The sequence below is a fragment of the Pedobacter psychrotolerans genome, from assembly GCF_004340665.1.
Taxonomy (GTDB): domain Bacteria; phylum Bacteroidota; class Bacteroidia; order Sphingobacteriales; family Sphingobacteriaceae; genus Pedobacter; species Pedobacter psychrotolerans.
On the sequence record NZ_SLWO01000007.1, the window covers coordinates 137,720 to 151,400 of the forward strand.

8 protein-coding genes are annotated in these 13,681 nt (G+C 40.3%); 5 read left to right on the plus strand and 3 right to left on the minus strand.

The window, feature by feature from the left end:
• Nucleotides 1-199: 199 nt before the first annotated feature.
• Nucleotides 200-1,069, minus strand: coding sequence for a subclass B3 metallo-beta-lactamase (gene bla / locus EV200_RS17460; RefSeq protein WP_132534937.1), 870 nt, complete (start codon nt 1,067-1,069; stop codon nt 200-202).
• 243 nt (nt 1,070-1,312) lie between these two features.
• Between bla and EV200_RS17465 the strand changes: the two genes are divergently transcribed.
• The 5 genes from EV200_RS17465 to EV200_RS17485 all read left to right on the plus strand — a co-directional run bounded on the left by EV200_RS17465 (nt 1,313) and on the right by EV200_RS17485 (nt 7,764).
• On the plus strand, nt 1,313-1,624 hold the full coding sequence (locus EV200_RS17465) for a hypothetical protein (RefSeq protein WP_132534939.1): 312 nt from the start codon (nt 1,313-1,315) through the stop codon (nt 1,622-1,624).
• A 94-nt stretch (nt 1,625-1,718) separates the two neighbouring features.
• The gene (locus EV200_RS17470) at nt 1,719-2,414 is read left to right on the plus strand and encodes an ABC transporter ATP-binding protein (protein WP_132534941.1); all 696 of its coding nucleotides are present in this window, start codon (nt 1,719-1,721) and stop codon (nt 2,412-2,414) included.
• 13 nt (nt 2,415-2,427) lie between these two features.
• Entirely contained in the window at nt 2,428-4,935 is a 2,508-nt protein-coding gene (locus EV200_RS17475) for a TonB-dependent siderophore receptor (protein ID WP_132534943.1), read from the plus strand.
• The gene (locus tag EV200_RS17480; protein ID WP_132534945.1) at nt 4,935-6,380 is read left to right on the plus strand and encodes an ABC transporter permease; all 1,446 of its coding nucleotides are present in this window, start codon (nt 4,935-4,937) and stop codon (nt 6,378-6,380) included. Before EV200_RS17475 ends, EV200_RS17480 begins: the two co-directional genes overlap by 1 nt.
• A gap of 4 nt (nt 6,381-6,384) precedes the next feature.
• On the plus strand, nt 6,385-7,764 hold the full coding sequence (locus EV200_RS17485) for a DUF3526 domain-containing protein (RefSeq protein ID WP_132534947.1): 1,380 nt from the start codon (nt 6,385-6,387) through the stop codon (nt 7,762-7,764).
• 671 nt (nt 7,765-8,435) lie between these two features.
• On the opposite strand, the gene EV200_RS17490 is transcribed toward EV200_RS17485, so the two are convergent.
• On the minus strand, nt 8,436-11,534 hold the full coding sequence (locus tag EV200_RS17490; protein ID WP_132534949.1) for a glycoside hydrolase family 2 TIM barrel-domain containing protein: 3,099 nt from the start codon (nt 11,532-11,534) through the stop codon (nt 8,436-8,438).
• 179 nt (nt 11,535-11,713) lie between these two features.
• Nucleotides 11,714-12,979 (minus strand): NAD(P)/FAD-dependent oxidoreductase, encoded by a 1,266-nt coding sequence (locus tag EV200_RS17495; RefSeq protein WP_132534951.1) that lies wholly within the window; start codon nt 12,977-12,979, stop codon nt 11,714-11,716.
• Nucleotides 12,980-13,681: the final 702 nt, after the last annotated feature.

Sequence of the window (13,681 nt, forward strand, 5' to 3'; positions counted from 1 at the left end):
TTCAAAAATTCATTCTCTAAATCATTCAGCAACTCATCATAACCTTTTCTATCTCGTAGATGTCATCCTGAGCCTGTCGAAGGACTTATAAAAAATGTCCTTAACGGTGTTTCGACAAACTCAACATGACAAATTTTAATCTCAATTAATAATGATGATACAGCCTCTTTTCCACATCAATATGCTCAATAGATCTACGTTATTTCTTCTTCAAAAATTCATTCTCTAAATCATTCAGCGACTCATCATAACCTTTTCTATCGATAAAAGATTCAGGATGATAAGCATCGCCAGGTTTATGTTTACGATCAAGTTCAAACTGACTCGCATGAGAGGCCAGCCAGATATCAAAGTTCAGTTTTTTCATTTCCCCAATGGTATAAGCATAGTCTTTAGCAATATCCGGATAGACTGTTAACTCAGAAAACTTTTTATCTGTAACGATTGTAGGCATATTGGCAATCAAAATCCTATATTTTTTTTGTCCATCTTTTACATCAAACAGAAAACTACAAGAACCCTTGGTATGGCCAGGATGATGGAGCATTTCTAGCTTCATACCATCCAAACTCACCATATCACCATTACGCAATAAACGGTCGGCCACGATTGGCTTAAACATGGTTCCATGTCCACCCAGCGCATAATCAGATTTACCACCATCTTCCGCAACAGCAGCATCTTTTTCATCCACCATAAATTGAGCACCTGTAGCTTTTTTAATCTCAGCCATGGCAGCCATATGATCGTAATGAGCCTGTGTAGTCAGTAAAACTTTAATTTCATTAAATTTAAAACCCAGTGTTTCCACATTCGCCTTAATAATAGGAAGTGAAGCTGCAAGGCCAGTATTGATGAGGATATTTCCCTTTGGTGTAGCAATCAGGTAGCAGGCCAGATCAGCGGTACCCACATAATATAAGTTACCCGCAATACGAAAAGGCGGATAAGGTTGAGACCATTCGGCTGGTATATCCTTGGGTTCTTCTATTAATTGTGCAGATGCCAGCGCAGAAGTGAACAGCAAACACAAGGTGACAGCTATAAAATTGAAATAATGTTTAAGCATGGGAATCATTTAGCTTTAAGGTTCTGTAATAATAGCTATTTTTTCGAAAATGGCCCGTATCATGGTATTCAACCTTTCGGTTTTAAGTGCCAATTATACTTCGGCTCAGTTTAACAAAACGGCAATACCTTAATAATTTCAAAAAAACATGCAGAAAGTTTTGGTATAAATGTATCTTTGTTGCAATTGGACAAGGCAGTAAACTTATATCGTAAAAAAAGATTCACCCAAATCAGGGCGTTTTTGTTATTGGTATTATTTACAAGTGCATTGCTGATTCAGGCGCTTCACCATCATGAACAGGATGTTCCCGATTCCTGCAAATCCAGATATGAAAAGGTACAGGCATCTACTCAGTTTAAAATTAATAAGGTAAATTGTAAGCTCTGCGAAATTGTTAAACACCAATCTCATCATTACACTTTACCACTACCCAACACCATTGTAGTAAAAAGGGAAATCCCTTTCAATCATCATTTCAGGTATTTTCAGAAACATCCTGTAGCTTATATTCTTGCTGCAGCCAACAAAGGGCCACCCAGCTTTATCGCTTAATACACCCCTAAGCGGGAGTATGCATTCTTATCACATCATTTCACATCCATGTAAGCCCTTAGTGGCCTGCAATCTCATTTATCATATTTTTTTTATGCTTCAAGCCATTTCATTATCCAAAAATTACGGATCATATCAAGCCCTTAATCAATTAAACCTCACGGTTAATCCAGGAGAAGTATACTGCCTGCTTGGCCAGAATGGGGCTGGCAAAACCACAACCATCAACCTTTTTTTAGGGTTTATTGAGCCCAGTAACGGAAAAATTTTAATCGATAACGAAGAAATTTCGGCGGGTGATGATCAACGAAGGAAACACCTTGCCTATATTCCTGAAGTGGTAATGCTTTATGGAAATCTGTCGGCTATCGAAAACCTGGATTACTTTTCTAAGCTGGCTGGTTTTGATTACAGTGAACAAGAACTGGTTCAGTTTTTAAGCAATTGTGGTTTGCAGTCTACCGCGCATCATAAACACCTTGCAGGATTTAGTAAAGGCATGCGCCAGAAAGTGGGTATTGCCATTGCCGTAGCAAAAAACGCGAAAATCATTTTAATGGATGAACCCACCAGCGGGCTTGATCCAAAAGCTACCGCAGAATTTACCGAACTGGTTAAGAAACTTGCATCCGAAGGAAAATCCATCCTGATGGCTACGCATGATATTTTCAATGCCGTAAGCCTCGGCACACACATCGGCATTATGAAACAGGGCGAACTCGTTCACACCTTAAAGGCCAGTGAAATATCGGCTTCAGACCTTCAGGAATTATACTTAAAAACCATTTAATCATCATATTTTAATGGATCACACGAATAAAATCCGTCAGATATGGCGGTTAACATCCCTTTTTTTATTCTTCAGTATCATCAGCCTTGCTGCTAAAGCACAAGTTCGGGTAAGCGGAAGCATTAACGACCAACATGGCAATGGAATAAGCAAAGCCACCATTAAATTTAAAAGTGGCAAAGACCAGTTAAATCTCAGCAGCGATTCATTGGGTAATTTTTCCATTATCCTGCCTAAAGCTGCAAATTATACCCTTACCATCAGCGCAATTGGTTACAGTACCTTTTCTAAAAACTACCCCATCAATGGTTTGGGTGATTTTAAATTAGATCCTATTGCTTTATCACCAGCCAATGAAGAATTGCAGACAGTAGAGATTATAGGCACAAATGGTAAAAAGTATTACGGCAACTATTCTTTTTCGGCAACCAAAACCGCTACCCTAAATAAGGATATACCCCAGGCAATTTCATCCATATCAAAAGAATTGATAGCCGACAGACAGGCAGCCGTGCTTGCCGATGCAGTAAAAAATGTAACTAGTGTATCGCAAAGCAGTTTTTACAACCAGTTTTCTATCCGTGGAATTAACCAGAACGAAGAAGGAACAATCATCAACGGAATGCGTACCCGTCAAAATTATTTCAACCAGCCTCTTACCAATAATCTGGAAAGAATTGAAGTTATTAAAGGCCCGGCAAGTGCTACATTCTCCAGTGTTGATCCGGGTGGGAGCATTAATCTCGTCACCAAAAAACCTTTAAGTGAAGACCGGAAAGAAATCAGCATCTCTGGCGGGAGTTTCAGTACCGTTCGTGGTGCACTGGATTTCACTGGCCCTTTAAACACAGAGAAAACCTTGCTTTATCGGCTCAACTTAGGTTATGAAGATAGTAAGAGCTTTAGAGACTTACAGTTTAGGAAGGGTTACATCATTGCACCTTCCTTCTCCTACATCCCGAATGACAAAACCAGTTTAAATGTGGAAGTAGTGATGAACAACAGCAATTCAAGACTGGATCGCGGACAACCTATTTTTGGTGCCGTAGCTGGTCAGACCGATCTAAACAGCACACCAATCCGTTTTAACCTGGGCGCCAGTAACGATAAATTTAATACGCAGGACCTGATGCTGATGGCCAATTTTTCTCATAAAATTTCTAAAGGCATTTCCTTTAACATGGCCTATATGAAACAGAACTGGAATGAAGATCTGGTGGAACACCGTACCAACAATGCATTTGCGGTGGATGAAAATAACCACCCCATTCGCAGCCTGGCGGGAATGATTGCCGTACAGCGTCAGCAAAAATTTGCCACCGATAACATCAGTACCTATCTGTCCATCAATGCCCATACATTTGGTGTAGAGCATAAAATGGTAGTAGGTTATGACCGCATCATGAACCAGAAATTAAGAGGTGGCGGTATCAATACCGCTCAAGGCTATCGCCTGAAGGATGGAACAATTGCCGCTCGGTATGATGTGACAAAGAAAGATCTCTACCAGTTTCGTGTGGTGAATGGCGTGAATGCACCCGTTCCAAATGTAGAACATTTTAACCTTGCCAATCCATCTTACACCCTCAAAAACCTGAACGATTATGTTTTCTCAAAAGTAGAAATCCCACCTTCTTATTACCTCGTTAATGGTGTCTATCTTCAAGATCAGATTAAATACCAGCAGCTTACTTTAACACTGGGCCTCAGACAGGAATGGTATGAAGATTACAGCAATTACAGGCTTTCAAACGAAAGTAAAATTAGTCGGCACAAGCTCTTGCCAAGGCTTGGCGTTACCTATGCGGTAAATGCTCATATCAATATTTACGGAACTTACCTCCAAGGTTACCAGCCACAAGGAAATACATCCAGCCTGGTAATTGTTCCACCACCCGCCGGTTCTAACTTTAAACCGCTGGAAAGTAACCTGAAAGAATTGGGTGCCAAATCTGAATGGCTTGAAGGTAATCTGATGGTTAACATTTCCCTTTTCGAAATCAACCAGAAAAACCTGTTGATGAATGCCAATGATCCATTTGATGTAAACCGCCTGATTGAACGTGGCGCACAGCGAAGCAGGGGAATTGAGGTAGAATCATCAGGCTTCATCAGGCCAAACTGGCAATTTAACGTGGGCTATAGTTATGTAGATGCTGTTGTAACCGAAGATAATGATCCATTAATCATTGGCCAGCGTGTACAGAACACCCCTAAACACAGCGCCAGCTTATGGACCCGTTACAACCTGGAAAGCAGAGCTTTGAAAGGCATTGGCTTTGGTGCCGGGTTACAATACAGCGGCAACAAGCTTCCCTTATATATTAGAGATTTTACCCTGCCAGGCTTTACCATCGCTGATGCTGCAATTTATTATACCCCCGCAGCATCCAGAGTTCAATTGGCCATGAATATCAATAACATCTTCAATAAAACCTATTGGGTTGGTGCCCAGAATTACCTGCGCCTTTTCCCCGGTACGCCAAGAAATGTCATGTTTAATGTAACCTACAGAATATAATGCCAAATATTACCTTCACCATTGCCAAACAAACCTACCAATCAACCTTTGGGAATAAGGCTACGTTAGTGCTCACCATTTTGTTGGGGCTTTCACTTTGCCTGGCCACCTATGTAGGCTGGCAGAATTTTAAAACACAGAACAATCAACGGCTTTACTATAAAAATATGGTACGGGCACAGTGGTTATCTAAACCAGATAAACATCCACACCGGATGGCGCACTACGGCTACCTCGCCTTTCGGGAAAAACATGAACTGAGTTTCTTCGATTTTGGGATAGAAAGTTTTGCCGGGGTTTCCATCTTTCTGGAAGCCCATAAACAAAATACCGTAAATTTCAGTGAAGCTGGTTTCTCCAACGGGATGCTGCGCTTTGGCGAAATCAGCATTGCAATGGTATTGCAATTATTGGTACCACTTCTTATCTTTTTTCTGGGCTACAATAGTATATCCGCAGAGCGGGAATCGGGAACACTTAAAATTTTGCTCTGTCAGAACGTTAGCTGGAAAAAACTGCTTTGGGGTAAAACACTAGGCATTATTGGTGTAGCCTTAACCATTTTTATTCCCCTCATTCTGTTGACCATTTTACTTTGGGCTTCTTTAAGCAACTGGCAAATCAGTATAGACGCAACACTGCGCCTATTGATCTTAATTTTAAGTTATTCCATTTATTTCTTCATTGTTTCGGCCATAACCGTATTGGTTTCGGCTTTTCAGCGAAGCTCAAAAACAGCATTGATTACCCTTTTATCCTGCTGGATATTTTTCGTGATTTTAATGCCGAGAATCATTCAGGCAATAGGAACGAAGATTCACCCCACCCCTTCCAAAATCGAATTTGCGGATGCCATTTCAGAAGATATTCAGAAACAAGGTGATAGCCACGATCCGAATGATCCGCATTTTGCCGCCATAAAAGATTCGTTATTGCGGAAATATCAAGTTGATGATGTAAAGAAACTACCCTTTAATTATGGTGGCTATATTATGGCAGAAGGTGAAAGAATCACTTCCCACATTTATAGTGATCATCAGCGCCAGCTGAACAACACCTTCGATAAGCAAAATAGCTTCACCGTATTTGCCGGTTTGTTCAATCCTTACTTATCACTGAAACAAATCTCAATGGCCCTCACCGCTTCCGATTTTAAAACCTATGTCAATTTTCAAAACCAGGCAGAGGCTTATAGGTATGGATTGGCGCAGAAAATGAATAAACTTCAAATTGATAAAATCAGTAACCATTCCCCTGGCGAACATGAAAAGCCTTTATCGATCAGTAAATCCAACTGGGCAGAGCAACCAGATTTCAATTATAAATTTGATCATTTGAGCAACGTTTTAAGGCATGAACTGCTATCACTAATGGCTTTGTTTGCTTGGTTCATTGCAATACTGCTCCTTCTCCAATATTCATTCAAATGGATTAAAACCATATAATGTTATGAAAAAAAGCACCTCTAATTTAGAATTTAAACTTTTCTTCAGAAACCGTTCGGCCTGGATAGGCATTTTGGTATTGCTGCTTACAGGCTTCGCCGGATTATATTTTGGAAAAACTTTTATTGCCAATCAACAAGCCGTAATTGAAAAGGCAGCCCTATTGCAAAAGAAAAACACGCTCGACAATATCAAGCACTTTAACAAAGACATCGGATTGATTTTCTTTCACAACAAATTCTCTACGGCTAATTTCCCCGATCGATGGGCAGCCTTCTCCAACGGACAGCGGGATGTGAATCCTTACCTGATATCGGTAACGATGCTCGGAATAGAAGGGCAACTTTATGATACCGATATCACCAATCCGGTAAGCATGCTTTTAGGCAATATGGATCTAAGCTTTGTTTACCTGTTTTTGTTTCCACTTGTAATTATTGCTTTCACGTATAACCTCATTTCCGAACAGCAGGAAAGTGGGATATGGTCTTTACTCAAATCGCAAACCAATGCATTGGCAAACGTAATCTGGCAAAAATTTCTGATCAGAATCACAGCTGTTTATGCGGTAGCCTTTTTGCTCCTCATTGCCGCAGTTATTTATTTGCACTTATCCATAGATGCTACCTTGGCAGCTGTTGCTGGATTAATTATCCTCTACCTGGCCTTCTGGTTTGCAGTATCAATGTTTATCGTTTCTTTAGGACGCTCATCAAGCTACAATGCATCTGCACTTGTAGCCATCTGGGTAGCCATTTGCTTGGTAATCCCTGCATCTTTAAACCTTTTGCTTACACAAAAATATGGCGTACCCGAAGCTTTGCAGAATGTAATTAACCAGCGTGAGGGTTATCATGAAAAGTGGGACATGCCGAAGGAGGTGACCATGAAGCCCTTTTTTGAACACTATCCGCAGCTCAAAAAATATCCTTTTCCGGCTGATAAAAGTTTTAGCTGGTTCTGGTATTACGGCATGCAACAAATGGGTGATGATCAGGCGATAAAGAGCAGATTGGCAGTGGCTGATAAATTGGCTGCCCGACAGGATTTCACCAACATTGCCGCACTCTTTTTTCCAACCATTCAAGCCCAGCTTGCAGTAAACGAACTGGCCGGATCTGATTTGAATGCACACCTGAAGTTTCAGCAAGCGGTAAGAAATCAGCACGAAAAAATTCGCCTGCACTTCTATCCCAGCATCTTTCAGGAAAAAGACATCGCCTCAACCGATATTAAAAGCATCGGATTAAAAAAGTTTATCCCCACAAAAGTCCATGATTGGAGCAGACTTTTATCGCTATTAATCTGGATCTTGGTTTTCTCCACAATTGCATTCAGAAACCTAAAAGGCAATGCTTTAATTAGAAATACAGATACTGAGTAACATTGGTATAGTTAGAAACATCTAAAAACGAGTCGCAGCATTTCGCTACGACTCGTTTTTGCAATTTGATATCACCACCTTGTCATTCCAAGCGCAACGAGGAATCCCCAACCTACAAGCACTGAAACCAACCTTACCTACCCACCCCTTTATCGCATTTCTTCAGTCAACTTACACTTCCTGTCATTCCGAGCGCAGCGAAGAATCTCCAACCCACAAGCACTGAAACCAACCTTACCTACCCACCCCTTTATCGCACTTCTTCAGTCAACTTACACTTCCTGTCATTCCGAGCGCAGCGAGGAATCCCCAACCCACAAGCACCGAAAGCAACCTTACCTACCAACCCCTTTATCGCATTTTCTTTAGTCAACTTACACTTCCTGTCATTCCGAGCGCAGCGAAGAATCCCCAACCCACAAGCACTGAAACCAACCTTACCTACCCACCCCTTTATCGCATTTCTTCAGTTAACTTACACTTCCTGTCATTCAGAGCGCAGCGAAGAATCCCCAACCCACAAGCACAGAAACCAACCTTACCCCCAGGTGTTAATTTTGGAAAATACACCTTTTAACCACCCCCTCTTAATACTTTATTAAACTGACGAAGTTCCGCCATACTCTTTCCCTTTTGAAACTTCGTAAGTTAATCAGGTAACATCAAATGCTTTACAATGGCCTGATCACAAAACCATAATCGTATGATTTATTCATAAACCGGTATTCATTGAGTGGTTTAGCACCCCATGAATTTAATCCGCCGATGCCCCTTTGAAACAAATCAACGGCGATAATGGCATCAGGATTAGGGATAATATCGGATGAATGCTGCTGCTTTTTAGTCATTCCCGGATCAAGGTCTTCCGGTAGGTTATTGGTTGCGCTAATGGATAGCGGCTGTAAACCAAGAATTTCTACGCCGTTACCATCCTTATTCTGCAATTTCAACCACCGTGCATCGGTTTTATTTCCCGATTCCTGCGGGCGATAATAAGGAAAGAGCTGGTCTTTCACCTTACCCCTCCAGATATTCATAAAAGTATCGGCATTCCGATCAATATAATTTTCATAAGGACCACGCCCATACCAGGTAAACTCATCATGATCACCAGACATCGTCATTAACATTCCAAACCTTACCATTTCCGGAAGATCATCTGCAATGGCCCGGTAACCCGCCTCCACTTTCAAACTTCCATCGCTGTTTACCGTGTAATTGAGGTTTACCAATGCTTCAATGCCACGAAGCTTGGCTTCATAAGAAATTAACACGCCCTCATCACTTTTTTTGGTGCCTTTGTACTGGTAAATCACATTATATCCGGCAGCATCCCATAAGCGCAAACTCCTTTGAGCACCTTCTCCAAATTCATTATCATTAGGCGCCCGCCAGAAATTAAGTCGAGGCAATTCATTAAAAACTTTCTGCCCATTCTTCGTCATGCTGATCAAAGACTGACCATTTTTAATCGAAAATTCATAAGCGACCTCATTGGCTTTGACCACAATTTTATCGGATTGATCTTCCGTTGTGATCTGTCCGGATTTTGGTTTAGTCAATACGAAATATTGATTCGAAGGAAAAGAAAATTCCTCTTTAGCTACCTCAAAACCTTCAGGTATAAATCGATCGGCTTTGCTGCTGTAGGCAAAAACCTGGAGAAAATATTCTACGCCAGCCTGCTTTTCCATTTCAGGTAAACGAAGTTGAATGTCTTTTTTAGAATCTGCCGGGATTTGCACATTGAAATTCCCCTGCTTAACTGCTACACCATTCTTTAACAGAACCCATTTGTAGTGATAATTTTTACTGGTTAAATCTGTGAATTTAAAATCATTGATTACGGTAATAATACCCTTACTGAGATCTTTAGGTTTAAACAAAATGTTCTGATAAACCTTTTTAACAATATGGGTATGAGGTAAATATTGCTGATCAGGCGAAATGATTCCATCCATACAAAAGTTATCGCTATTCATTTTCTGGTAACCATTTAAATCACCCCCATAAGCCCAGTAAGCCCGCCCCTGCTCATCGGTAGTTTTAAAGCCATGGTTATACCACTCCCAAATAAAACCACCCTGCATGTTTTTACTGGTACGCATCAAATCCCAGTAATTCTGAAAATTGCCCATACTGTTGCCCATGGCATGCGCATATTCGCACATGATGAATGGCCTGCCCAAATCTTTTTTAGCATCACGCACCATGCTATCCCATGATGGATACATCGGGCAGATGATATCGGTGTTTCGATCTTTTTGATGCGCCTGTTCATATTGCACCGGCCGACTTGGATCGCGTTTTTTAGCCCAGTCGTAAAGATCAAAAAAGGCCTTTCCGTTACTGGCTTCATTTCCTAAGGACCAGAAAATCACGGAAGCATGGTTTTTATCACGTTCAACCAAACGCACCATCCGGTCGAGATGTGCATCACGCCATTCAGGCAAGTTCGAAACATTTTCCGGACCATAACCTAAACCGTGCGACTCCAGATTGGCTTCATCTACCAGGTAAAGGCCATATTGATCACATAATTTGTACCATAAAGGCGGCTGAGGATAGTGCGAAGTGCGAACAGCATTAATGTTTAACTCCTTCATCAGCTGAATGTTCCGGAGCATCACCTCTTCAGAAACGACCTGACCAGTTACGGTATTAAATTCATGCAGGTTTACGCCCTTGAAATAAATTTTCATTCCATTGATAAACACCTGACCATCTTTGATTTCAGTTTTTCTGAAACCGATTTGATGCGAAGTCGCCTCGATGATCTCCCCATGGCTGTTTTTTAAAACCAAGAGCATATGGTAGAGGTTTGGTGTTTCAGCCGTCCATTTAAGCGGTGAAGCAACTGTACCCGCCAGGTTGAGATTAACTACACCTTCTGCTGGAATTTCTACTTTACTTTCCTTTTGGAAAACGGAGTGATTAGACTGATCCATGAGCTGCACTTCTATGCTTTGCACCGCCTGATTTTTACTATAGTTTTTTAAGGTAAGATCAACATCAAATAGTCCGTTTTGATAATTTGCGTCTAAGGTAGGATGTGCGAAAAAATCTAAAATCCTGGTTTCCGCAGTACTATAGAGATAAACATTTCTGTTGATGCCACCCATGCGCCACATATCCTGATCTTCCAGGTAATAGCCATCACTAAATTTATGAACCTCACAAGCCAGCAGATTTACACCGGGCTTTACGTAATCTGTAATATCGAATTCGGCCGGGCTTTTCGAGTTCTCTGTATATCCTACCTTTTTGCCATTTACCCAAAGGTACATGGCATTAGTGCCACCTTCAAAATGAATCATCACCCGTCGGCCTATCCAGTCATTTTTTAAGGTAAACTCCTGCCGATAGGCTCCCACAGGTGAGTCTTCCCGATCTATAAATGGCGGATTAGGCTTAAAACCAAAACCTTCACTTACATAAATCGGGGTGCCGAAACCATTAAACTCCCACGTACCTGGAACAGGAATGGTAGCCCATGATTTAACGTCATAATCTGTTTTATAAAAATCCTCTGGAATTTGTGCCACCTTTGGCACCCATTTGAATTTCCAGCGGCCATTTAATGATTGATAATAAGTGGAGGAACTGTAATCGTTCTTTAAAGCCAAATCACGATTGGGATACGGGATGGAAGTGGCCCGGGTATTTTCTTTGTTAATCGCATAAATCTTAGGATTTTCCCATTCGGGCGTTTCCTGTGCATAGAGATCAATGCTCAAAGAAAGCAATAACAAAATTAAATATTTATTCATTTGCCTGGAATAGTTATAGTGGAATCACTTTAATGTCGCTGCAATATACGGCAGACACTTTCCAATTTTTACCATCCCCTTGAAATGATCAAAATGTAATCAATACTGATCAAAATATGGTATTGGTGAATCATGGCACTGCCTCATAAAAGCTTTATAAACCAGTGCCATCCATAGCATTAATATTTATGCGCTACTTCATCATCTGGCCGGATGATTAACCTTAAAGTGGGATCATTCGTAATGAAACTCCATAGCCAATTGAAAGCCAGCTTGGCTTTGTTCCGGAAGCCGGCAATGGGAATAATATGGATAAATAACCAAACCAGCCAGGCAAAAAATCCCCTGAAAAATCCTTTTGGCAAATCCACTACAGCTTTAAATTTAGCAATGATAGCCATAGAACCTTTATCATTATATTTAAAGGCTTTCATCGGTTTCCCACCATCTACAGCCGATAAATTCTCACCCAGCAAATCACCTTGCTGAATGGCTACCTGCGCCAGTTGAGGATGTCCGTTGATAAAAGCAGCATCACTGAGCTGAAGACACTGATCGCCAATAGCAAACACACCTTTTAATCCTTCTACCTGGTTAAATGCATCGACAATAATCCTTCGCCCCTTGCCAATCGCCTCTTTGGGTAGACCAGGAACCTCACGTGCAATTACACCTGAAGCCCAGATTAAGGTAGAAGCTTCAATCTCGGTACCATCTGAGAGAGAAACTGACTTCCCATCATAATTTTGCACCAGTTTACCCAAAAGAATTTCTACACCAAGATTTTTAAGTACTTTAATCGCTTCCTCCTGGCTTTTATCACTCATGGGTGCCAAAAGTGTTTGTAAACCATCAACTAAATAAATTTTACCTAAGCCTGATTTTGCTTCCGGATAATCCTTTTTAATAATATGACTTCCCATTTCGGCCATCATACCGGCAAGTTCCACTCCCGTTGGTCCACCACCCGCAATGACCACACTGGATAGCCTTTTCTTATCTACATCCTGATCGGAACGCACTGCTTTTTCCAGCTGAAGAAGAATATGGTTACGCATCCGCAAAGCATCATCAATACTTTTCATCGGCAAAGCATTTTCCTTAATCTGATCATTACCGAAAAAATTGGTTTCCGTACCCATAGCAAGGACGAGAATATCGTAATCCAAGGTACCATTATCAGTCACCACCTTTTGTTGTTCTGGAAGTACTTCTTTTAGCACGCCCATAAAAAACCGGGTGTTTTGATTGTGAAACATTTTCCGAAAAGGATAAATAATATTTGATGCTTCAATAAAAGCCGTTCCAACCTGATACAACAGTGGTGGAAAGAAATGATAATTATGCTGATCTACAAGGGTAACCTGATGAGATGTACTTTTGGATAGCTTTTTAGCAAGATTAAGCCCTGCAAAACCACCGCCTATGATGACAACTTTCTTCATATTATATTTTAATGCTAATTCACGTCAAGGTCTAATCGTATATATTATTTGCCCATTGACGCTCTTTTTTTCCTGTTACCAACAGAACAAATTTAAAGCGATAAAGTTAGGATTTATTCATTTTATCAGAGAAGAAGCTTTTTAATAGATAAGAATCTAAGATGATCCATTTACCAGTTTTTGTATTTTAAGTAGTAGAAATACATTGCTTCATATTGTTTAACACATATGGAATATAAGCTCTACAAATGCATCAGACTCTTTATACATTTTAGCTTATATTTTTCTTCTATGTCTTATATGGTGAAAAAATGTAACGCCAAATATTATTTAAACACATAAGGAACATAAGATCCATATAAGCTCAATAGATTTTATACTTCTTCTTCTTATATTTTCTTCTATGTCTTATCTGGTAGAAAAATGCACTGCCCAAAGCAAAATTTTTCATTTTAAATAACAAAACAAATCCTCCGATGCAAATTGGAGGATTTGTTTTTAAACTATTAAGACCTAAACGTTCAATAATTATTTAATTGTTTCTACACCTCAATGAGCGACCACTGCTATAAAGGAGTGAAATTACAATCGCTAATCCACTCCTTTCAAAGGGTGCCCAAAGGCGGGGTGGTTAAAACATAAATAATCTGTTAAAAGAAAATTAGAATACTTATTATTAATCAAACTTAATTTATAATATTC

Bases quoted from the DNA above. Each gene is read 5' to 3' on its own strand.
- EV200_RS17495 (WP_132534951.1), bottom strand. From the start codon at position 12,979: ATGAAGAAAGTTGTCATCATAGGCGGTGGTTTTGCAGGGCTTAATCTT.
- EV200_RS17480 (WP_132534945.1), top strand. From the start codon at position 4,935: ATGCCAAATATTACCTTCACCATTGCCAAACAAACCTACCAATCAACC.
- bla (WP_132534937.1), bottom strand. From the start codon at position 1,069: ATGCTTAAACATTATTTCAATTTTATAGCTGTCACCTTGTGTTTGCTG.
- EV200_RS17485 (WP_132534947.1), top strand. From the start codon at position 6,385: ATGAAAAAAAGCACCTCTAATTTAGAATTTAAACTTTTCTTCAGAAAC.
- EV200_RS17475 (WP_132534943.1), top strand. From the start codon at position 2,428: ATGGATCACACGAATAAAATCCGTCAGATATGGCGGTTAACATCCCTT.
- EV200_RS17470 (WP_132534941.1), top strand. From the start codon at position 1,719: ATGCTTCAAGCCATTTCATTATCCAAAAATTACGGATCATATCAAGCC.
- EV200_RS17490 (WP_132534949.1), bottom strand. From the start codon at position 11,534: ATGAATAAATATTTAATTTTGTTATTGCTTTCTTTGAGCATTGATCTC.